The organism is Nostoc sp., assembly GCF_036917415.1.
GTDB lineage: Bacteria > Cyanobacteriota > Cyanobacteriia > Cyanobacteriales > Nostocaceae > Nostoc.
The window spans coordinates 18,289-40,863 of record NZ_JBALDJ010000061.1 but is presented as its reverse complement, the minus strand read 5'-3'; the positions used below and the strand labels follow the sequence as shown (position 1 = coordinate 40,863).

The 22,575-nt window shown below is 40.2% G+C and carries 17 protein-coding genes; 11 read left to right on the top strand and 6 right to left on the bottom strand.

What is annotated here, in order from left to right:
- Positions 1–60 precede the first annotated feature (60 nt).
- Together rplI and gloB are read right to left on the bottom strand one after the other, a co-directional pair.
- On the bottom strand, positions 61–519 hold the full coding sequence (rplI, locus tag V7K41_RS11865; RefSeq protein WP_094352304.1) for a 50S ribosomal protein L9: 459 nt from the start codon (positions 517–519) through the stop codon (positions 61–63).
- Between the two features lie 299 nt (positions 520–818).
- Positions 819–1,592 carry a hydroxyacylglutathione hydrolase gene (gloB, locus tag V7K41_RS11860; RefSeq protein WP_334848300.1) on the bottom strand — a complete coding sequence of 258 codons (774 nt, stop codon included), beginning with the start codon at positions 1,590–1,592 and terminating at the stop codon, positions 819–821.
- Between the two features lie 421 nt (positions 1,593–2,013).
- On the opposite strand from gloB, the gene V7K41_RS11855 reads away from it, so the two are divergent.
- From V7K41_RS11855 to V7K41_RS11820, 8 genes are all read left to right on the top strand, one after another.
- Positions 2,014–3,375, top strand: coding sequence for a glycosyltransferase (locus V7K41_RS11855; RefSeq protein ID WP_334848298.1), 1,362 nt, complete (start codon positions 2,014–2,016; stop codon positions 3,373–3,375).
- A gap of 21 nt (positions 3,376–3,396) precedes the next feature.
- On the top strand, positions 3,397–4,569 hold the full coding sequence (locus V7K41_RS11850; RefSeq protein ID WP_334848296.1) for a glycosyltransferase family 4 protein: 1,173 nt from the start codon (positions 3,397–3,399) through the stop codon (positions 4,567–4,569).
- A gap of 112 nt (positions 4,570–4,681) precedes the next feature.
- The gene (locus V7K41_RS11845) at positions 4,682–6,922 is read left to right on the top strand and encodes an ATP-binding cassette domain-containing protein (RefSeq protein ID WP_334848294.1); all 2,241 of its coding nucleotides are present in this window, start codon (positions 4,682–4,684) and stop codon (positions 6,920–6,922) included.
- Between the two features lie 67 nt (positions 6,923–6,989).
- Positions 6,990–8,207, top strand: a complete 1,218-nt coding sequence (locus V7K41_RS11840; protein WP_334848292.1) for a glycosyltransferase family 4 protein — start codon at positions 6,990–6,992, stop codon at positions 8,205–8,207.
- Between the two features lie 43 nt (positions 8,208–8,250).
- Positions 8,251–9,210 carry a glycosyltransferase family 10 domain-containing protein gene (locus V7K41_RS11835; protein ID WP_334848290.1) on the top strand — a complete coding sequence of 320 codons (960 nt, stop codon included), beginning with the start codon at positions 8,251–8,253 and terminating at the stop codon, positions 9,208–9,210.
- Between the two features lie 3 nt (positions 9,211–9,213).
- Positions 9,214–10,194 carry an Npun_R2821/Npun_R2822 family protein gene (locus V7K41_RS11830; protein WP_334848288.1) on the top strand — a complete coding sequence of 327 codons (981 nt, stop codon included), beginning with the start codon at positions 9,214–9,216 and terminating at the stop codon, positions 10,192–10,194.
- Between the two features lie 3 nt (positions 10,195–10,197).
- Positions 10,198–11,088 (top strand): Npun_R2821/Npun_R2822 family protein, encoded by an 891-nt coding sequence (locus tag V7K41_RS11825; RefSeq protein ID WP_334848287.1) that lies wholly within the window; start codon positions 10,198–10,200, stop codon positions 11,086–11,088.
- A gap of 16 nt (positions 11,089–11,104) precedes the next feature.
- Positions 11,105–12,133, top strand: coding sequence for an Npun_R2821/Npun_R2822 family protein (locus V7K41_RS11820; protein WP_334848285.1), 1,029 nt, complete (start codon positions 11,105–11,107; stop codon positions 12,131–12,133).
- Between the two features lie 58 nt (positions 12,134–12,191).
- On the opposite strand, the gene V7K41_RS11815 is transcribed toward V7K41_RS11820, so the two are convergent.
- From V7K41_RS11815 to V7K41_RS11800, 4 genes are all read right to left on the bottom strand, one after another.
- Positions 12,192–12,566 (bottom strand): hypothetical protein, encoded by a 375-nt coding sequence (locus V7K41_RS11815; RefSeq protein WP_104906063.1) that lies wholly within the window; start codon positions 12,564–12,566, stop codon positions 12,192–12,194.
- A gap of 29 nt (positions 12,567–12,595) precedes the next feature.
- Entirely contained in the window at positions 12,596–14,320 is a 1,725-nt protein-coding gene (locus V7K41_RS11810) for an ABC1 kinase family protein (protein ID WP_334848280.1), read from the bottom strand.
- Positions 14,321–14,820: 500 nt separating this feature from the next.
- Positions 14,821–17,442, bottom strand: coding sequence for a M1 family metallopeptidase (locus V7K41_RS11805; protein WP_334848278.1), 2,622 nt, complete (start codon positions 17,440–17,442; stop codon positions 14,821–14,823).
- A gap of 470 nt (positions 17,443–17,912) precedes the next feature.
- On the bottom strand, positions 17,913–18,113 hold the full coding sequence (locus V7K41_RS11800) for a hypothetical protein (protein WP_334848276.1): 201 nt from the start codon (positions 18,111–18,113) through the stop codon (positions 17,913–17,915).
- 421 nt (positions 18,114–18,534) lie between these two features.
- Here V7K41_RS11800 and V7K41_RS11795 point away from each other — a divergent pair, with 421 nt between their 5' ends.
- From V7K41_RS11795 to V7K41_RS11785, 3 genes are all read left to right on the top strand, one after another.
- Complete coding sequence (locus V7K41_RS11795; protein ID WP_334848274.1) at positions 18,535–20,211, top strand: DUF3352 domain-containing protein; 1,677 nt, start codon at positions 18,535–18,537, stop codon at positions 20,209–20,211.
- Positions 20,212–20,663: 452 nt separating this feature from the next.
- The gene (locus V7K41_RS11790; protein ID WP_334848272.1) at positions 20,664–21,584 is read left to right on the top strand and encodes a class I SAM-dependent methyltransferase; all 921 of its coding nucleotides are present in this window, start codon (positions 20,664–20,666) and stop codon (positions 21,582–21,584) included.
- The gene (locus V7K41_RS11785) at positions 21,577–22,545 is read left to right on the top strand and encodes a PrsW family intramembrane metalloprotease (protein WP_334848270.1); all 969 of its coding nucleotides are present in this window, start codon (positions 21,577–21,579) and stop codon (positions 22,543–22,545) included. The genes V7K41_RS11790 and V7K41_RS11785 overlap by 8 nt, the downstream gene beginning before the upstream one ends.
- The last annotated feature ends 30 nt before the right edge of the window (positions 22,546–22,575 follow it).

Sequence of the window (22,575 nt, the reverse complement as noted above, 5' to 3'; positions counted from 1 at the left end):
CGATTAATCGCGTCTTTTGCTAGAGACTCATCCCCCTCATCGCTGCGTCTCCCTTCTGAGTTAGCTAGCGACGACTTGAATATCGACTTGCGCCGCTACTTCCGAATGCAGCTTAATTTCGGCTTGATAAGTACCAAGGTGGTTAATATCGGGGATGGTAATTCCACGCCGATCGATTTCCTGACCGGTGGCTGCCTTAATTGCATCTACAACATCTTGGGTGGTGATAGTACCGAAAATTGCTTCGTTTTCACCAACGGGCTTGGCAATTGTCAAGCTGCCAACTTTTTCTAAAGATTCTTTTTGCTCAAGAGCTTGTTGTCTAAGTTCTAATTGCCGTTGACGTTCTTGCTCGCGACGGCGTTCTACTTGCTTGAGAATACCAGGAGTGGCATTGGTTGCCAATTTCTGGGGAATCAGATAGTTACGAGCGTAGCCAGGAGCTACTTCCACTAAGTCGCCAGATTTCCCCAGCTTGCTGATATCCTGATTTAAAACTAACTGCACGCGTTTCGCCATCGTTTTTCGTTTTTCCTGTAAAATCTGATTAATTTGGGTGGGTTTGGGCAGCATAGCTCACTAAAACAGTGCTGTTAGCGGTAGCATGGGTTGAGCCAGTGCTGAGTAAACAGTCCTGAATAACGAGTGTTTTTTCCGAACTTAGAACTCCTGAAATGAGTATATTGTCCCAAGTAGCTTTGCCCATACCCTAAAGCTTACAGATCCTAGCGAAAGGAAGGGTGCGATCGCAACTATTAGCGCTAGAAAATTGGAGAAATGGGAGCAGGGGAGAATAATCAATGCCCAATGCCCAATATCTAAAAGTTATTTTTCATTTCTCGTATCCGCGCAAAGGTTTGCACTCCATCGCTACCTTTAACGGTTGATTGTAATGATGGCTGATCCCAACGTAAAAAGGGATTGGTTCGCTTTTCCATTCCCAGCAGCGAGGGGATAGTAGCTTCTCCTCGACTACGATCATTTTTCACTTCATTGAAGCGTTTTTGTAAGTCGGCATTGTCGCCATCCACAGTTAGGGCAAATTGCAAATTTCCTAAAGTGTATTCGTGGGCACACCAGATACGTGTATCATCTGGTAAAGAGCGGAGTTTGCTTAAAGAGTCCACCATTTGAGTTGGTGTTCCTTCAAATAAGCGACCGCAACCGCCAGAAAATAAGGTATCGCCGCAAAATAAATCGCCTGTCTCACCAGATTTTTCAGGGGGAAAGTAGTAAGCGATATGAGCGCGGGTATGTCCGGGAACAAAAATAACTTCGGCTATGCGATCTGCAAACTGGACGCGATCGCCTTGTTGCAAAAACACCTGCTGTCCCGGAATTCGCCCGCGATCTTCGACGCCACCGTAGACTGTTAGTTGCGGGAAGTGTTTTATTAATTGCTGATTGCCGCCTACATGGTCATTGTGGTGGTGTGTGTTGAAAATCGCTACCAACTCAGCTTTTAACTGTGCAAGTTGCTTTAGTACTGGTTCAGCCTCTGCTGGATCGACAACAGCAGCAATTTGTTGCTGGCGATCTACCAGCAAAAATATGTAATTATCTGAGAGTGCCTCAAGCCTGATTACTTGCATTACTTAATATCTCCCTTTCCAGTAAATACTTTGGAATTTATCAGCAATCTTAAATATCTCAGTGAGAAAAGGTTGAGAAAGTCCATAAATACTATGATAGTATGCAACCGTAATAATACTTAAAACTATGCTAAGTAACTATAAATTATGATCTGGGCATATCAGTAAAATTTCTCTGGGAGGAAGTGTAAAAGCTAAGTTAGATTTATTCTGTTATTTTTGCCCTAAATTGTCTTATTTACTCAAAAACCCAAAATCAGTAATCGAAAAATTTTTATTCGTACATACTTACTAATTAGTACAGAATTTTATAGATTCACTTCCGGTTATTTATAAAAGATAGATGTTAATAATGAAAAATAGAACAATCAATCATGGTAAAAAAAATGAGCTTTCCAATTTTTTCTTTGCAGGTTCATAGATGAAGCTAATCCATACAACTAGCTGGTATTTTCCAGATTCATCAGGTGGTGTTGAAGTATACTTAGATTCACTACTGCATGGCTTACAAGTACATGGACTCGAAAGTATTGTTGCTGCTCCTCAACAAGGTACAGAAGAAGATACTTACGAATACAATGGCATCTCAGTTTATCGTTATCCTGTTTTTCCTAACCCCAGTAAGATACAGGCACACAAACAGCTACCCCACGGAGGCTTTAAAACTTTTGCTAATTGGCTAGAAAACAATCGAGCCGATGTATACCATCAACATTCATGGCGATTTGACTGCGGTTTACATCATCTTGCTCTCGCCCGCCAGTTAGGAATGGCTACTGTTGTTACCGTCCATATGCCTGAGCCTATATGTCTGCGTGGTACGATGATGCGCTGGGACAAAGAACCTTGCGATGGGCTGATTGACTCTGTTAATTGTAGTCAATGTTTGGGAGTACCAAAGCAAGTAGCACCTTGGATGCTCAAGGCTTTAAGCCGAGTTCCCTTGGATGTTGGGGTAGCAGCAGAAACAAAATTACTTACCTCTAAAAATTTCAAGCTACGCCTACTTGGTAAAACTCTTGGCATTCCTACTCTAGTGTCTCAACATAGACGCAATTTGATGCAACTAGTAAAACTAGCCGATCGCATTGTTGTAACGAGTAATTGGCAATACAATGCTTTTGTTGCAAACAACGTTACTCCCGAAAAACTTACTGTCTGTCGGCAAGGTGTTGCTAACACTTTCAAACGCGAAGTAACACCAAACAAACTCCAAAATACATTAAAAATCGGCTTTTTGGGTCGCTGGCAAGAAACTAAAGGGGTACAAGTTTTAGTAGAAGCGGTACATAGTCTACCAAATGATGTATCTGTAGAGTTAATTATTCATGCTACTCATCCGGGAAAATACGGTGCTGCCAATCGTGAAAAAGTTATGGCGATCGCTGCTCGCGATCGCCGGATTCGGATTGCTGAACCACTTTCACGCGAAGCAGTACCAGACGCATTAGCAGGTTTCGATATCCTAGCAATACCGTCGCAGTGGTTAGAAACTGGGCCTATAGTTGCTTTAGAAGCACAAGCTATGGGTATTCCCGTACTCGGTTCAAATTTAGGAGGAATTGCTGAGTTAGTCCGTCACGGCATCGATGGTTGGTTAGTTCCAGCAAAAGATGTCCAAGCATGGGCTGAAGCGATCGCCACTTTAGCCAAAGACGCCGATTTACTAGCTAAATTACGTCAAGGTATCCAGCTAGTACGTACAATGGATACTGTTGCTTCAGAGATGCTGACACTTTACCAGGAAATCTTAAAAATTTCTCAAAAAAACTTTGTATATTGATGGACTGACACCTAATTTATTATGAATAAACAAAATAAAAAATTAAAGGTTTCAATCCTCACCCCTAACTTTTCTAAAGGTGGAATTGACAGAGCATATTTGCTAAGTCAAATTTTTAAAAAATTAAATTATGAAGTAGAAGTATTAGGATTTTTATTTGGAAAAAATATTTATCCAGAGCCACCATCCGATCTAGCAATTTTCTGTCTACCAGGATGCGATTATCCACAATTGTTCGGTTCTGTCAGGCAAATTTTAAATAAGATAGATGGAGATATTATCTGCGCTGTTAAACCAAAACCTACAAGCTATGGTGTAGCTTTAATTAATAAAATCCGCAGCCATAGACCAGTAATTTTAGATATTGATGATTGGGAATTAAGTTGGTATGGCGGCGATGAGTGGCAGTATCGCCCTAATTTGAAACAGCTAGCTAGAGAACTTCTAAAAAAAGAAGGTGCTTTAAGGAATCCAGACCATCCACTTTACTTAAAGTGGATGGAGTCATTGATTAATCGTGCCGACGCTATTACAGCAGATACTCAATTTTTGCTGAATCGTTTTGGTGGTATTTATATACCCAATGGCAAAGATACTTGCTTGTTTGATCCCCAAAAGTACGATCCGCAAATCAGTCGCCAAAAATATGGTTTAGCTGAATACCGCGTTCTCATGTTCCCTGGTGCGCCTCGACCGCACAAGGGTCTAGAGGATGTTTTAATAGCACTTGACCAGTTACAAGAATCTGACTTCAGGCTAGTGATTGTTGGTGGTAATCCTTACGATAACTATGATGAACAGTTGATTGAACGCTGGGGACAGTGGATTATTATGCTGCCTCAAACGTCAATAGAACAAATGCCGGAAGTCGTAGCTGCGGCCCATATTGTAGTAGTTCCTCAACGAGATACATCTGTGGCAAGGGCACAATTTCCGATTAAACTCATGGATGGTATGGCAATGGCAAAGCCAGTTTTAGCAACACGAGTAGGAGATATTCCCGAAATTTTAAATGAAGTTGGTTATTTAGTCGATCCAGCTTCTCCAGAACAAATTGCAGAACAAATTAAATTAATATTTCAAGATTTAGAAACAGCTAACGAAATAGGTAAAAAAGCGAGAAATAGATGTTTAGAAAAATATAGTGTAGAGAAAATGGCATCTATTATGGAGTCAGTAATTGCCCATTTATAACCAATAAATTGATTAATTGTAGAAAAATTGATATTCAACAACTAAAACAATTAATGCTTTAATTAATTTATAAATTATGTTAATACTAAGTAAATCATGATGATAAAAACCAATGTCTAAAGGTCAACTAATCCTAAGATTCGCCAAACCCTATCCAGGTTTAATTATCCTAACGATGCTGTTAGGATTTTCTGGTGCTTTATTTAATGGTGTCGGTGTGACTTTGATTGTGCCAGTAATTTTGAGAATTGTCGGACAACCAGTAGATTTAACTGGTTTTCCTCCGATTCTCAAAGCTGTGATGTTTCCATTTGATAATCTTCCCGAAAATTATCGTAATTTGGGAATGGCTGGAACAATTATATTTATAATTTTATTAAAAAATTTATCTAGTTATTTTAGTATTTTAACATCGAGTGTTTTCACTCGGAAATTAAATGCGGATATTCGCGAAGCTAGCTTAGAGTTATTGCTAGATATTGATATAGACTATTATTCAAAAACGAAAGTAGGCGATATTATTAATCGCCTTGGCTCGGAAACTGCCCGCACTTCTAGCGCTATCGGGAGTATTATAAATTTACTTATTTTAATAATTACAATTTTAGTTTTCGTTGGTTTATTATTAGCAATTTCTTGGCCGCTTACAATCGCAGCAACAATTCTGTTGGGTTTTATAACATTAATCAATCAATACACAATTAGTAGAGCGAAAAAATTTGGTCAACAACTATCAGAAATGTCTACATCTTATTCCATCAGTGTTTTAGAAACATTGAATGGAATTCGTTTGGTAAAGTCAACTGCCAATGAAGACAGAGAATATCAAAAAATTACCAAATTAATCCGCGATCGCGAGAAAGCAGATTTTCAATCTCAGGTAAACTCACAAGCGATCGGGCCGATAAGTGAGGTGATGGGAGTTGTAGCCTTACTTATGATTGTATTCTTGAGTAAAACTTTCTTTGCCAACCAGGTTTCTTTCATTTCAACGGTACTACTGACATATTTATTAGTATTACTGCGACTGTTGCCTTTGGTATCTCAGTTAAATAGTCTTCGTAGTAGCTTTGCCAATAGTGCTACTAGCGTAGAAATAGTGAGTGAGTTTTTAAGTCGCGATCGCAAGCCGTTTATGAAAAACGGTAATGTTATCTACACAGAATTAAAAGAAGGAATACGTTTTAATTTACTTTCCTTTGCCTACCCCAGTCATGAAAAGTTAGTACTCAAAGATGTAAATTTATTTTTACCCCGTGCTACAACTCTCGCTTTGGTAGGTGGTTCTGGTGCAGGTAAGTCCACCTTGGCTGACCTCTTACCCAGATTTTACGATCCGACATCTGGTAGTATCTCTATCGATGGCACAAACCTGCGTGATTTTGATATAAAATCTCTCAGAACACACATGGGAATTGTCAGTCAAGATACATTTCTCTTTAATGACTCGGTGCGAAATAACATTGCTTATGGAAGACCTGAAGCTACTGAAGATGAAATTATCTCAGCAGCCAAACGAGCAAATGCTTATGAATTTATTGATAAATTACCTCAAGGATTAGACAGCCAAATTGGCGATCGCGGCGTCATGTTGTCTGGTGGACAAAGGCAAAGATTAGCGATCGCTCGCGCCCTCCTGCAAAATCCAGAAATTTTGATTTTAGATGAAGCCACCAGCGCTTTAGATACCGTTTCCGAACGTTTAGTACAAGCTGCACTCGACGATCTGAGCCGCGATCGTACAACCCTGGTAATTGCTCACCGCCTTTCCACAGTCCAAAAAGCCGATCAAATTGCCGTATTAGATCAAGGACAGGTGGTAGAAGTGGGAACCCATGAAACACTTTTACAAAAAGGGGGTTACTACTCACGCCTCTACTCAATGCAATTTGCCGCTCAGACTGAAATTTCCACCAAAACTAATCCCAGCTTTAACCGCATTTCTCACGAACTGCGTACAAGGCTTAACTCAATGATTGGTTTCCTTGGACTATTAGTTGACGATCTAGTAGACAATTCTCAAGAGCGGCAGGAATTAATTGACCAATCATACAACTCAGCCTTAAGAGTTCTCAACGCCATCGATCTCTTCAGCGATGTAGTTAACCTGAAAATTAACTGGCAGTTATCGTCAGATATAGACCAAAATCAAGATGAAAATAACCAGTATCAAAACTTTAGTCATATTTCGGATGAGTTTCGCACGCGTCTCTATCCTCTGATTAGCTCTCTGCGCTTACTAGCCGATAAATTAGAATCCGAACCCCAAAAACAAAATCTATTAATTGCAGAATCTTATCAATATGCTATTTATCTATTAGATGTATTAAAGCTTTTTGAAAATAAAGTTTAATTTTAGTTAATCTCAGGAACAAAAGTACTTATACCACAATCTTGAAAAACCTATCATCCCCAAAAAAATGATAAATTCTTCAAAGAAAAATCAATATATTTTTTATACCGGAGAGTTATCATTCAAGCCGGATACAGCACACGAAATTCATGATGTTCTTTGTGCCAACGCAGCAGCTAACTTAGGCTACTCCTCAGTTTTAATTTATCAAGATAAAAAAAATTCTTCTGTTAATCTACTATCGTTAATTTATCGTTATCAACCCAAAAAACCCGGCAAAGAATTTATCGAATTTTACGATGTGCAAGAAAAGCTCAAAGTTGCGGCATTGCCAATGCCTTGGCCTATCGATAAAATAGGTGGTAAATTTACTAACTCCAGTACAGTAGTAACTAAATATTATTTACCAGTTCATATCCTACCTCATACTAAAGTTGTCCACACGCGAGATTGGAACTTTGTTAAAGCCGCAGTCAAAAATCAAGTTCCTACAATCTATGAACGTCACTACTTTCAAGACCGAAAATTTGAGCAAGAAATTGTCCACAGTCCCTATTTTCAAATAGCCATAACTCAGTCAGAACCCATCCGGCAAAGCCTAATAGAAAATGGAATGCCACCGGAAAAAGTAGTTTGGCTACATAACGGATTCAATCAATCATTTTCAATCAGACAGCCCGAAGAAGCCGAAAAGTGGCGGCAAGAATTGCTGATAAATGGACGTAAGCATTTAATTGTTTATTCAGGCGCTTTGTATCCTTTCAAAGGAGTCGATCTGTTAATTGATTCTGCTAAAGAATTACCAGAAATTCAGTTTGTAATCACAGGAGGAACAGAAGCACAAGTACAAGCATATCAACAAATAGCCAGAGACAAAAATGTAGAAAACGTTAAATTCTTGGGCTGGATACTTCCACGAGAACGATTAGTCAGCTTGTTTCAAGCAGCTGATATTTTGGTTCATCCTCACTGCGCTGGAAAATCAGCAGATTTCACAAATCCAGTTAAGTTTTTTCAGTACATGGCTGCTGGCACTCCTATCGTCGCAACTGAGATTCCACCTTTAATGGAATTCAAAACATCACCTTTGATTGCCAGTTGGTGCACACCAGATAATCCTTATAAACTTGCCCAATCTATTCAACATACTTTAGAAACTTATCCCAGAAAAATAGAGGGTTATGCAGCTAGTATAGATTTTGCCCAGCAATTTTCTTGGGAAAATAGAATTACCAAAATATTAAGCTACGTAGAAGAAGATCGGCATCCACCAATTTTAGGGTAACGGTACAAAAATTAACTAAAAAATAACCGAATAAATACGATTTATGACTATTAAAACTGTTGGCATGATTAGCAGCTATTCAGGGCTTGCTAAAAACAAAGATTGGTTATGGCAACAAACTCCGCACTACTTTGGTGTTTGGAATAAAATCCAAATGTTGAAAATGGTGGAAAAGCCAGACTTTATGTTGCTATATCAATTTGATTTTCCTCAAGCATCGCCGCAAAAATCTTGGTTAGATAGTTTTCGCAAACAGCAGCAAAACCCAGTAGTAAATGTTGAATCTCTACTGCGTGGTGTCAACAAAGAGCGGATTATTTATTTGCTCAGAGAACCGCCTTTAGATGAGGTTGTAAAAATAACTAATCATAATTATCAAGAAGCCCAGAAGTATTGCGGCTACGTTTCTGGCCCCGATGATTTTGCTCCCATTCCTGACTATATGCCTGCTATTTGGTATCATTCAAATTCATTTCAAGATTTAAATGAAATGCCACCGCCCCCAAAAGTTGCTCCATGTAGTTGGATTACTTCGGGAATTAGCCGCACAGTCAATCATCGCCAGCGTTTAGATTTTTTACAATCTTTGCAATCTAGTGGGATGAAATTTGATTTGTATGGGCGTAATTTACCAGAATGGGCGAACAGTTCGGGAGAATTAACTAACAAATGGTATGGCATGGCACCATACTATTACAATCTGGCAATTGAAAACTATGCTGATAATAATTGGTATGTGAGTGAGAAACTTTGGGATAGTTTACTTGCTTGGTGTTTACCAATTTACTATGGTGGCCCAGCTGCTGATAAATTATTGCCACAGGGTAGTTTTTTGCGGTTGCCGAGTTTAGATGAAAAAGGCATTGCCTACATCCAAGAAGTGACAGCTACACCTGATGCTTGGTATGCTGCCAAAGATGCGATCGCAGAAGCACGTCAAATCATTTTACACAAATTAAATCTGCTTAACTGGTTATCAAACTTTGTCGATCAACACTCATAAATTATGAATGGTATTTGTACCCTTGGCAATGATTATGTTTTCGATCAACTGGTGGCTTTGCTCAACAGTATTGATGTTATCTTAGGCCCAGAAACTCCTGTTTGTATCTATCCTTTCGACGATCGGACACAACGAATTGCTGATGAAATAGCTAAACGCCCTAATGTATTTCTTTACGATGATCGAGAATCAATCAACCGCTGGGATCAATTTATGCTCGCAGCAGCCCCAGAACGATTGAATCGGACTAAATCCCGTCTTTATGGCGCTCACCGTCGTTTTTGCGCTTTTGATGGGCCATTCGATAAGTTTATCTATTTAGATGCAGACACCTTGGTGATGAACTCACTCGCAGGAGTGTTTGAAAAGCTAGATAGTTATGATTTTGTGGTCTACGATTTCCAATTTAAAGACGTTAGTAAAATATATAATGTTGATTCTCCCAAATTACTAAAAGTTTTTCAGCAAAAACGCATCGATTCTGAAATATTTTGCTCAGGCTTTTATGGCGCAAAACAAGGACTATTTGACTTAGAAAAAAGAGATTGGCTAATATCAAATTTGCAAAATGGGGAGTCAGAAATTTTGTATGGTGGTGCTGGCGAACAACCATTAATCAACTATATGGTAATGAGGTCTAATCTTTCTATTTATAACTTTGCTTGCCAACTGCCAGATAATGAAAAAACAGGATGCTCTGCTAGCTCCAAACATTTCGAGGAACGAGAACATATTCTTTACGATCGCGGTAATCGACTAACTTATCTCCATTATATTGGGATTCCTCCTAATATCAATCACGCAGTCTGTGCAGGAGAAAATATTCAGTTTCCCTATCGAGATTTATTTCTCTATTATCGTTACTTACACGAACCAGAAAAGCGTCCAGTATTTAACAATCCTCCTAAGAATTATAATGACGCTCCAGTAGCAAATTTACTTACAAGAGCTTTGCGAAAATTTAAGTTAATTAACCAAGGATAATTTATGAGCCGGGGCATTTATATAGTTGCCAATGACCGCGTTATCGATAATGCTATTGCTCTCCTCAATAGCATCCGTTACTACGATCCAGAAGTTACCATTTATCTCATACCTTTTAATGACAATTACCATAAGGTAGCAGAACAGCTTGTTACCTTACATAACGTCCAAATTTTCCCAGATTTAGAACTTATTGATACCTTTACCAAACGCATCGGAGAAATTTTTGACCGAGATTTCCTTGCCTTACCCAACAAAATGCGTAAATTGGTGGCGTGGTTTGGGCCTTTAGATGAATTTATTTATATTGATACAGATATTGTCGTTTTTGAAAAAATTGCCGACAATTTAGACAAACTATCAGAAGTCGATTTCTTCTGCTGTGATTACCATCATGCTAATGACAAGCTGCGAAATATATTTTCGCCATTTGTGAAAGAACAGCAAATTTTTTCCGATGCCCAACTTCAAGATGTTTTCAACAGCGGTTTTTGGGCTTCGAGAAAAGGAATTATTACCGAACAACAAATGGATGAAGCTTTACGCGAGTGTGCAGCACATCGCGAATATTTTGATTTTTCTGAAGGAGTTACAGACCAACCAATTTTAAATTATCTTGTTCTCAAACTAATTTCCAAACGTGGAAATCTCGTTAAAATTCCTGGGGGAGGGCCTGGTAGTTGGGCAGGTTCGCAAAATTTCCAACAGCAAGATTACGCCCTCTATGACCGAGGACAACGACTCAAATATCTCCACTGGGCTGGTACGCGGATGAAAACTGGTAGTCCCTATTGGCAATTGTGGGAACACTATCGCTATCTTCATGAGGGTAAATTTGCCTTTATTCCCAAACTGACTCGCCGTTTATTTCCCTTTGTTTCTGCCCGTACTTAATATTAGGAGTATCCCAATGATAGATGGTATTTACACCTTAGCGAATGATGTTGTCTACGATCAACTAGTTGCTTTGCTCAACAGCATAGAAGCTAATGCTGGTAGAGAAATTCCTGTTTGTGTAATTCCATATAATGACCAGCTAGAGAAAGTAAAAGCAGAAATTGCATCTAGAGATAATGTTACTTTATTTGAAAATTCTGATTCCATAGCCTACTGGGAAGAATTTGGCTCTCGTATCTGGAAAGCTCACCCAAGAGCGTTAAAGCTATGGCGAGAATATGGTTTGCCAGAGAATTATCGCATAGAAAGACATCGAAAACTTTGCTGTCTAGATGGTCCATTTGACAAGTTTATCTTCTTTGATGGAGATACCTTATTGATGAAATCACTCGATGATGTTTATCAAAAGTTGGATGAATATGATTGGATTACGAATGACTTTCAATATAGATCCGATTTGAATTATATTTTCAACTGGACAGAAGATAAGCTAGCAGAGATTTTTTCTATAGAAGATATTAGGAATCAAATTTTTTGTTCTGGTTGGTTTGCTTCTAAAAAGGGTGTTTTTAACGATGCTAATTTAGCAAATCTACTAGCAAACTTAGAAGCAGGTGAAGCTGATGCACTCGCATGGGCAGATTCCGATCAAACAGTTCTCAACTATTTAGTTTTACGTAGTGGAATTTCTTACTACAATTACGCCTATCACGGTAAAGCGACTGGTTGCCACTGGGCTTCTAAATTTGATGTTATAGATAATATCCTTTACGACCAAGGGCAGAAGTTGACATACTTACACTATATGAGTGTCTCTTCTTCAGCCTTTAAGAGGCTTTGTAGAGGTGAAGATGCTGATATTCCTTACCGCGATGTTTTCTTATATTATCGTTATTTAAAATCACCTGAAAAACGTCCTCAAAGCTTTAAGCGCCCCAGCAAGCTAACACTTCTGCAAAAGTCCACTAGTAGCTTTATTCAACAAAAAATAAACAATATTAAGCTCAAGTATCGCAACTTCAAGCATAAAATTGCTCAATAGACATTCAAGAGAGTTTCAGACTCTCTTGAATTTTAAATTATTAATTTTCTACTCTTTCTTAAGAAAAAGAATCTAAATCTAAAGATTGCATACCTTCGCGTTCTATAAAGGTCATCATACTTCCCAACTGCAACCAAACTAGCAAACAAGTAAACAGACTAATTGGTAGACCGACTCCTAAAGCCAAGGATGAGGGAAAGCCAAATATCTCTAAACCTGAAGACATAAATAGACAAGTACCGCCTGTTATGCCGATAAATGGTACAAGTAATTGTTTCAGTGAGGAACGTGGCTGAGTATTTTCTGCTCGTTCGCTTGGCCAGTTCTGCACAATTACTTTCAAAGTGCCAGATAATGCCAAACCAGATGTTAATGCAGTCAAAAAGCCAACAAGTAACAGAAAATAAGGCGGTTGCAGAGGAAAATAGTACATGAAAACTCCTAATTTCTATTAAATATTTTTTACTTTTTATTTGTTGACTGGTTCTCAGCAAAAGACCCAAGTAATGTCGCTTTTGGCAGGATAGCGGCTGCACCTTCTCTGGATAACTCTGTTAAAATACCGATCGCTACATTTAATAAACGATCCGGTTTTAAGTCATCTTTAACCAGGTTCCACAAGCGTTGCACATCTTCGGTATGCAGGCGGTCATCTTCGGTGAGAGCAAGCACCAACTGGCGCCTCAGAAACTTGCCTTCTTCCGACATTAAGTATTGGAACCCCATCTGAGCTGTGGGCAATACATCAAAGTTGTTATCGGTACGAGCGATCGCAATCAAATTCTCTAACCGCTGCCACTGAAATTTACCATCTTTGAACAACACATTCAATAATCGTCGCTGTAATGCAGGCGATTCCCCTGTCAGCAACCGCCGCGCTATATAGGGATAACCCACTTCAACAATTTTGAAATTGGGGTTGAGGCTAAGGGCAATACCTTCTTGGGTAACTAGGGAACGAATAATCAAAGCAAACTTTGCCGGGACTCGGAAAGGATATTCGTACATCAGTTCCGAAAACTCATCGGTAATAGTTTTGAAGTTAAAATCCTTGACATTTTTGCCAATAGCGTTTCCTAGCACCGCTTCTAATGCTGGCACTATCGGGCAAATATTCGTATCTGGAGTCAGAAACCCTAATTTTACAAAGTCTTCGGCTAAGTCGGTATAGTCTTTATTTACCAAATGCACTAGCGCATCTACCAGTGTTTCTTTGGTGCTTTCTTCCAACTGATCCATCATGCCGAAGTCAATATAAGCCATACGACCATCGGGCACAGCAAACAAATTGCCAGGATGAGGGTCAGCATGGAAAAAGCCATATTCTAAAAGCTGTTGCAATCCTGATGTCACGCCAATTTGGATAATCGCTTCTGGGTCTAAACCTGCTTCGCGGATGTGTTGAGTATCCGTCAGCTTGAAGCCGTCAATCCATTCCAGGGTTAAAACGTGGGTATTGGTGTAACGCCAGTAAATACCTGGAACTCTTACTTGTGGATCATTGTGGAAGTTACTAGCAAATTTCTCGGCGTTGCGACCTTCATTAATATAGTCAATTTCTTCAAATAATTTTATGCCAAACTCGTCCACTATTAAAGTTAGGTCGTGACCAAGATTTAAAGGCAACCAAGGAGCTAGCCAACCTGCTGCCCAACGCATCAGATATAAGTCGCGTGTAATCACCGGATGTAAGTTGGGACGTTGCACTTTCACGGCGACTTCTTCGCCGCTGACCAGACGACCCCGGTATACTTGACCCAAGCTAGCAGCAGCTACTGGGTTAGGTGACAGTTCGCTAAAGCTTTCGCTAATCGGACGGTCTAGTTCTCTTTCGATAATCTGGTAAGCGATCGCATTATCGAAAGGTGGTAACTGGTCTTGTAACTTTATCAGTTCTTCTAAGAAATCTTTGCGTATCAGGTCTGGTCTGGTGGAGAGGGCTTGACCAACTTTAATAAAAGTCGGGCCGAGGCGAGTGAGCATCTCTCGCAACTGGATAGCTCGTTTACCCTTGTTCTGCTCAACTCGATCTTGCCACTCGTCCCACTTCAGACTGAATATAAATCCTGCAAAGGAGGAGATAATTCTCAGCAGTCGCCCCCAGCCTAGCCAGGGACGGTAACTATAGTAGCGAGCGATCGCATCTGGATTATAGAGTTTTAGTTGAGCAGGTTGATACTGACCCACGCCTTTTTTTGCCTCTTCAACTGAAAAATTTACAATGATTGTTTTTTTCCTGACCCACAAGTTAGTTGCAAGTTCAGGATAGCGGTAGTCTTTTATCTAAAACAACTAGAACTCTACCCTTTGGGGATAGTGTTCGAGGCGATTTTAGCATCTGTTACTGCCTAGATTTGTTTATCTTTTTCTTAATTATACTTTATAAAACTACAACTACTTATCCAACTTTTAGATGATTTTATCTTTTCTTAACTTTAATTTATATAAATATAAATATGTACCTATATATGCAAATTGAAACTTAGTAACCGCTTACAACATAAAGATCCCCGGCTTCTAACAGAATTCGGGGATCTTGGTACTATGTTTATTTATACCTGTAATTTAAGTGGAAAATAAAATATTTTATGTGTCCACAATAAAATTACAGTATCAACTAAAACCTTGGTAATTGTTAATAGCTTTGCCACAATTACCAATTACCTGCTTTTAATTATCATGTAATGCTATTTAGATTTGGCCTCCAAGTTTTCTAAACGGCTTCTCAATTCCTGGTTTTGTTGTTTGAGTTGGTCGAAATCTTCACGCAATTGACGCAGGGTTTTTTCTGAACCAATGTTCTTTTGCACCTTGGAAATTTCTTCTTCAGCATAGCGACGTACACGCCCATCGGCTGTTTGATCGACTAGCGATCGCAAAATCCCAGCTGCTTTAAGTATTTCCATTTGTCCTAATGCTGAGGCTACCGCTATTTGCGTTAAAAAGAAGGTTTCTTTGGCTAGTTCTGTTAATTTTTCTAAAATCCGTTCCAAATTAACTGGACTTTGACCAACAGAAATCTTTCCTAAAGCCCGAATTGCGGCTAAACGTAGGGGTTGTGGTACACCGAGTTTGGTGTATTCGATCAGCAGATTTAAAGCTGCTTCCGAGGTTTTGAATTCAGCTAAACCGGCAACTGCACCACTCCGCACAACTTCATTCCAACCCGCCTTTTCTTCTAAAACCGATTTCAACAGCTTTAATACCTTGTCTTCTTTGGGTTTTTCTTCCAAGTTTGCCGATGCGATCGCCCCGATAACATAAGAAGCTGTTGCTTCCACGTAATAACTGGGATCGCCCTTTTGCACTAACCCTCTCACAGCTTTATAGCTTTCAGCAGTTTTGAATTGAGTAAGTGCTTCTACTACAGCTCGTCGCACATAAGCATTTTTATCTTTTAACCCAGCAATTAAGCCATCAAAGGCTTGATCTAAATTGATTTGGGCTAGTTGTTTTGCCACTTCCACACGCACACCCCACAATGGGTCATTTTTTAGCGATGCAGACAGTGCATTGATTGCTTCTAACCCACCTTTTTTCGCCAAAGCTGCTGCTGCATAACTACGCGAAATCGGGTCGGGATCGAATTCTAACTGTGCTTTTAACTCCGCAATTGGATATTCTAAAGCTACTGTTTTTAGGTAATTATTTCCAACATCAAAGCTAATAAATTGCGGCTTATTTTCTAGGGGAAAGTAGAAGCTTTGTTCGCGTTCATTTACCCGGACGATGAAAGTTTTGAGTGCTGAGAATGAAGTGCTGAGTTTTCCGTTACTCCTGACTTCTTCCTGTTGGGTATAGCCAAAACCAATAGGTATTTTTAAATCAAATAAATCCTTACTGCCATTTTTACCTTCAGCAGCTTGGGTTTGAGTTACTGTAATTTTTGCTAAATTAGCATCCCCATCCCAAGAGTAAGCTACTTTAAAATCGGGATGACCACCACGATAAACGTATTGGTCAAAGAGGAACAAAAGATTACGTCCGGTTGCCTTTTCAATCGCCCTAAGTAAGTCTACTGTTTCTACGGTTTTATGAGCATTATCTTGGACAAATGTTTGAATTGCCTGCCAAAACAACTCATCTCCCAACTGGGCCCGAATCATGTGATAAACACAAGATCCTTTTTCGTAGATGTGGCGATCGTAAAGTTCAATAGCTTCTCGGTAAACGTGCGTTACCATTGGACGGCGATAACGGCTGCTATCTTCACTCAAGTAACGACGAGCTTCCAATAAACGATAGTAAGCTGCTTCTTCTAGACTATATTCTTGTTCTGTCCACATCACCTCAGAGTAAGAAGCCATCCCTTCTTTAATCCAAGCATGAGACCAATGCTTAATCACCACCAAATCACCAAACCACTGGTGCGCCAGTTCGTGAACGACTAAAGCTTCAGTGTTGCGGTTATCTAAGGCGGCGCGTTCATCCAGTAAACATCTGTCTGTTAACAGTGTTGTGGAGGTATTTTCCATACCGCCAAAGATGAAGTCATCGACGCAAACTTGGGCGTATTTTGGAAAAGGATATGGATAACCATACTTTTGGCTCAAAAATTCGATCATGCGGGGAGTTTTTTCCATGCTGCGTTTAGCATCTTCCTCCCGTCCCTTTTCTACATAGTAGGTGACAGCTTTACCCTTCCACTCATCGCGAATTTCAGCAAAATCACCTACTGCTAAAGTCATCAAGTAGGTAGGATGAACTTGTTGCTGTAACCAATGGTAGATTTTGTAATCACCATCTTCTGTGGTGTTAATCAATTCGCCGTTGGAAATCGCCACGAGAGGGTTGAGAACGCGGACACGAATTTCCGAAGTAGACAGTTGTCCTGGATAGTCAAAGCAGGGGAACCAAAAGCGAGAGTCTTCGTCTTCCCCTTGAGTCCAAACTTGAGTAGGTTTGTTTGGGTAGTGCTTATCTGGTTGAATAAAATAAATACCGCGTTGCGGTTTTGTCACCGAGTAAGCGATCGCAATCAGCAAGCGTTGACCAATCTGGGTTGCCTGAGAAAGTTGGATGGAAAGCTGTTCCCCGTCATAGTCAAAATTTTGTGGCACTTCGTCCACCTGCACAGACTCGATATTTAGGTTGACAGCATCCAAAGTCAAACGATCAATACCATTACGGATTGGCAAGAGGCGAATGCTACAACTGCCCTGATAGCTTTGCTTGGGAATATCCAGGATGAGATCGAGAAAAATATGCTCTACCTGTCCGGGGCGATCGGGGTTGTAGTGTGGTCTTGCTCCCGGTAACTCAAAAGGTTTGTGTCCGTTATTATCTGTATCAAAATAAGACTGCGACATTGATGCTTAATGACCTTGTAATCCTGAAAAGTCTGGCTTGGTTGAATGTAGTTAAGAAAAATAGCAGTGTTTGATGTATTTCCCAAATCAACAGGGCATTATGGAGGTGAGAACTCCCCTTTGGGATTGGGGGATTAAAATTAATCTCACCCGAACTTCCCAAGCTCGGCTACCGATGCTTGGGTTTTTTCCATATCTCTCCCGCATTTACTTTTTCTGATGTTTTGCACTTTTTTGGCATTGAGTCAAGAGTATCTTGCACCTCGATAGATTCTCATTAAGTACAAATACTCCTAATTATTTTTATAAATTAGGATAGCTTGCTGCTAAACACGCTACTTTGTTTAAAATGAACAGCATATCATTTGCAGATTCGCTCCTCATCTGGTTGAAGTATTTTTGAGAGTAATTTTAGACCGCTAATTTATAGGATTACTAATTTTATCAGTAAATACCAACTGGAGTTGAAACTAAATGCAGGATACCAGTTGTATGAGAGTACAATAACCGATTTCTGTCTCCGTAAAAACTCCCATACTGCCCAGTGCCTGTAAAAGTCGCTCAAAGGAAACGCTTGTAGATTGACGTTGCGCTTCCCAAATCCTCTTAACTTCTTTAACAAATCGGCGATCGCTAGCTTGTTTGCTGTATAGATGGACTGCGAAATCCAAGTGCTATAGCAATCTTAAATCATTCGTAAACAACGAGATTCCCAATTTTTTAGAGAAGTCAGGAATCTTGGCCTTGCAATTTTTACAAATCAGATAGGATTGCTATGTATTTAATGTGCAGAAACACCATTTGTAGTGAAAAATCACTTTTAAGTTGGATATTTGCTGATTGAACATCATATTTAATTGAGAATAGTTCTGATTAAGCTCCAATTAATGATGCATATCAAAAGCAACAATTTTCAGCAAGGAAGAGGTAGATGTGCAGTTTGTCAACGAGTGTGCTGCTAAATCCTTTGGTCATGGGTTAGTCTAAACTCCAGTAGCGATGGATTAGCGGAAATTACTAATAAATCCGAAAACTCTACAGTGACACTTGTATAAATCTCGGTGACAATCTGAGCAAAAAGAGGATAACAAAATGCCAGAAAGTAAATCAAAATTTCTCATTCCTGCTGTTGGTGCTGCTGTCGTTGTCGCCGGAAGTATAGCGACTTATATGTACTTTAAAGGCCCATCAGGAGGTAGTTCCGACGCTTTAGGCAGTGCTAAAGTAGTACCTTCAACAGCACTGATGGCAACTTATATTACTACTGACTCTGAAGCCTGGGCAAAATTACAGCAGTTTGGCACTCCAGAAGCACAAAAATTAGTGGCAAAAGGTCTGGAAGATTTCAATCAGCAAATGTTCAGTGACAGTAACGTTTCTTATGAAAAAGACATAAAGCCTTGGGCTGATGGTGTGATGATTGCTGTATTGCCACCAAATCCTGTAAAACCAGCACAGTTAAAGGTACCCTCTGGGGCACCTAATGTACCAACAAATTTACAGCAGGAATCAAATATCCTGATAGTGGTGGGAATCAAGGACAAACTCAGCGCCTTGAATTTTGCTAACAAATTGAAGTCACAAAAAGGAGTGAAATTACAGGAATCTGACTATCAAGGTCAAAAAATTGTTGAAACTACACAAAATGGCAAGCCTACGTATAGCGTAGTTTTAAATGATAGTCAGTTGGTATTAGCCCCCGAAAAGCAAGCTGTAGAAAAAGCAATTGATACATTTAAGGGACAGTCTTCTTTTGCCAGTAAAGAAGGTGCTAGCAGCATTCTTAAAGGAGTGGATGTTAAAAACAGCCTCGCCCAAATTTATGTACCAGACTATGCCGGGATGATACAGCAATTAACCGCTGGAAATCCCCAGGCAAAGCAGCTACCCCCACAAACCCTGACACAACTGAAGCAGATAAAATCTGTGGTAGCGGGTGTTGGTGTTGATGATGCGGGAGTGCGGGTAAAAGCGATCGCTAATTTAGATCCACAATTAAATAAATTTCAGTATCAATCAAGTCCTGGGAATATAGTCGGGCAATTTCCTGCTGATACCTTTGCTCTGATTAGCGGAAATGGCATCAGCCGTGGTTGGGAAGTGTTAGTAGAGCAGTCAAAAGATTATCCAGAAATGAAGCAAGCTCTGGAACAAGCGCGAGGACAACTGAAATTCGCCAATATAGACTTAGATAAGGATATTTTTGGCTGGATGAATGGGGAATTTGCCTTTGGTGCGATTCCATCAAATCAAGGAGTGTTAGCGAATGTTGGTTTTGGAGGTGCTTTAGTATTTGATACTAGCGATCGCAAAACTGCCGAAGCCACCTTAACAAAATTGGATACCCTTGCCAAAACCCAACAAATCAACGTCGCTAACAGAAATATCGGTGGTAAAGACGTAACTGAATGGCAAATTCCCCGACAAGGAGCTTTATTGGCACATGGTTGGCTAGATCGAGATACTGTATTTATAGCTCTTGGTGGTCCAATTGCTGAGGCTGTTAGCGATCGCAAGAATCCATCTCTCGACACTAGCGACGCCTTCAAAGCCGTTACTGGTTCTTTGCAAAAACCCAACGGCGGCTATTTTTACCTAGATATGGATAAAACTAAAACTGTGCCCCTAATCAATAGTTTTGTATCGTCTAACGCCGATACCATCACCATCCTGAATTCCATTCGTGGTATTGGTTTTACCGCTATTAGTCCTGATAAATCTACCAGTGAATTAGAGATGTTGTTAGCTCTCAAACCTACTGCCAAATAGGGCATGGGGCATGGGGCATGGGGATTGAATATTTCTCCCTCACTTCCTCATCTCCCACCCTACGGGAAGTTAAAGCTACATCTCCCCCAGTCTTTTTCTTCTCTACGAGACGCTACGCGAACAATTTTGAATTTTGAATTTTGAATTTTGAATTGATTTCTCCCCGATCCTCCCACTCCCACCCCTACTCACAAAACTTGATTATTCCGAGTTTCCAAGGTTTGGTTGAGTCTATCCAACGCACCAGTCAATCTTTCCTGAGCTATAGTAAACCAGCATAATTCACATCTTCTCAGAACTTTGCTGCTCTCCAAATGTCAACCTTCTATAATATTTGTTGCTTGGGGCAAGCCAAAGCAGGCAGACTGCCGTTATACAATTCAATTCATTTCTAGACTGCCGTCCAGCAAGTATGTCATAAGTAGAAAAAGCTGTTAAATGCAAACTGATTTATGACCGTTGCTGTAAACAATAATCCTGGTTTAGCTTCCCGCTTGGTGAATGGCATACTGGCAATCCAGCCTTTAGCTAACCTAGCCAAGCATCAAGCTAGACAAATGATGATTAAACGTGCCGAGAGAATTGGTGTGCCTTGGACGCAAGAAGTCGAAACACTACAAGCGCGTGATTGGAAGATCGATCTAGCTCAAGTAGAAAATCCTCAGCTTTCCTACCCAGAATACTACGTCACCTCATTCCATGCCTACGAAACCGGAAATCTCAGTTGGCAAGCCGCTTTTGAGGTAGAACCTGCTGCTTACGCTGTCCACGCTAAGATTTGGCAGAGTGCTGAAGAAGCGCAAGGCGATGCTATGCTCCGCCAAAGTTACCACAATATCCTGAATCAAATCCCCAATGAGCCGCAAGACATCTTAGATGTAGGATGTAGTGTTGGCTTGAGTAGTTTTGCCCTACAAGAAATTTATCCCCATGCCAAAATTACAGGCTTAGACTTATCTCCCTACTTTTTAGCTGTTGCTAACTACCGCGCCCAACAACGTCAAGCTAAAATTAACTGGCTTCATGCCCAAGCTGAATCTACCGGATTACCTGATGCCTCTTTTGATTTAGTTTCCATTTTCCTGATGTGCCATGAATTACCCCAATCAGCAACCCGACAGATTTTAGCTGAAATGCGGCGCGTGCTGCGTCCGGGTGGCTATTTGGCAATCATGGATATGAATCCCAAATCTGAAGTTTACAAGAAAATGCCAGCCTACATTTTGACTTTGCTCAAAAGTACTGAACCGTATTTAGATGAATATTTTGCTTTGGACATTGAGCAGGCTATTGTTGAGGCAGGTTTCCAAACTCCCACTATTACCAACAATACCCACCGTCACCGCACAGCGATCGCTCAGGTGAGTGGTTGATTTATCTCTAGTGTTGTGGGCAGCAATACCACCCTTGCTGCTGCTAGGCTACTACTACTGTCGGATACCATTTGCCCCACCTCTGTTAAAGTTACTGATGTTCTTTATCATTGGGGCAATATCTGGTTTTTTAGCCCTTAGACTCGAATCGGATTTTGAAATTGTAGCGAATTCTTTTGTAGACTGGCATCAGATTAAGCGATCGCTTCCCGGTACAGCTTTGCGGCAGCTTGTAGAAATAGGCCCAATCGAAGAAGGCTGCAAGTTAGCTGCGGTTGTTGTCCCAACCTACTATCTGCAACGCAAGTATCGATTACTTCACTCTACGGTTTTCTTCTTCACCATCGCCGTTTCTCTTGGATTCACTGCCGAAGAGAACTGGATTTACCTTTTCCACGGTACAGCATCAATTTTTGAACGTACTATCGGCACGCCAGTCCATGCTATGTTCTCTGTGCCTTGGGGATATGCTTTAGGAATCTATATTTCCTCTAAAAATCGCTTAAATCGAGACAATAAGTTTATTTTTAGGGCTTGGCTAAATTCTGTAATTTGTCATGCCCTAGTGAATGTCCTATCTAGTGCTTGGGGTTATTCATTACCCCTACGTTTCCTAAGTTACGGTTTATTTCCGTTTCTGTTATGGATGTTTTGGCGCCTGGAACAATTACTGCGAAAAGTGCAAGGTAAACCTGTAATTACCCTGATTTCAAACCGTACAATCCAGCGCCGTTACTGGCAAAGGAGTTTAGTGTTGTTTGCCCTCGTCCTGGGTGGAAATGCTATTTTTGGGCTGTTTCTTTTAGTTAGGACTGTTAGTCCTTTGAGTCCATCGAAGCTTTTTGACACTGATATTTTGTGGTTTATAGTTAGTCGCTTTTTACTAAATCTCTTTTTTGGAGTTTTAGCGTGGGGCATTTATCGCTATTTGCGACATTCCGCCCGCCGTCGGTATTTTTAAAATATGATTTAAGAAAATGCTAGGGGGTTT

Coding starts and splice junctions, on each gene's coding strand:
- V7K41_RS11805 (WP_334848278.1), bottom strand. CDS start 17,442: ATGTCGCAGTCTTATTTTGATACAGATAATAACGGACACAAACCTTTT.
- gloB (WP_334848300.1), bottom strand. CDS start 1,592: ATGCAAGTAATCAGGCTTGAGGCACTCTCAGATAATTACATATTTTTG.
- V7K41_RS11815 (WP_104906063.1), bottom strand. CDS start 12,566: ATGTACTATTTTCCTCTGCAACCGCCTTATTTTCTGTTACTTGTTGGC.
- V7K41_RS11845 (WP_334848294.1), top strand. CDS start 4,682: ATGTCTAAAGGTCAACTAATCCTAAGATTCGCCAAACCCTATCCAGGT.
- V7K41_RS11830 (WP_334848288.1), top strand. CDS start 9,214: ATGAATGGTATTTGTACCCTTGGCAATGATTATGTTTTCGATCAACTG.
- V7K41_RS11840 (WP_334848292.1), top strand. CDS start 6,990: ATGATAAATTCTTCAAAGAAAAATCAATATATTTTTTATACCGGAGAG.
- V7K41_RS11820 (WP_334848285.1), top strand. CDS start 11,105: ATGATAGATGGTATTTACACCTTAGCGAATGATGTTGTCTACGATCAA.
- V7K41_RS11795 (WP_334848274.1), top strand. CDS start 18,535: ATGCCAGAAAGTAAATCAAAATTTCTCATTCCTGCTGTTGGTGCTGCT.
- V7K41_RS11850 (WP_334848296.1), top strand. CDS start 3,397: ATGAATAAACAAAATAAAAAATTAAAGGTTTCAATCCTCACCCCTAAC.
- V7K41_RS11825 (WP_334848287.1), top strand. CDS start 10,198: ATGAGCCGGGGCATTTATATAGTTGCCAATGACCGCGTTATCGATAAT.
- rplI (WP_094352304.1), bottom strand. CDS start 519: ATGGCGAAACGCGTGCAGTTAGTTTTAAATCAGGATATCAGCAAGCTG.
- V7K41_RS11835 (WP_334848290.1), top strand. CDS start 8,251: ATGACTATTAAAACTGTTGGCATGATTAGCAGCTATTCAGGGCTTGCT.
- V7K41_RS11855 (WP_334848298.1), top strand. CDS start 2,014: ATGAAGCTAATCCATACAACTAGCTGGTATTTTCCAGATTCATCAGGT.
- V7K41_RS11790 (WP_334848272.1), top strand. CDS start 20,664: ATGACCGTTGCTGTAAACAATAATCCTGGTTTAGCTTCCCGCTTGGTG.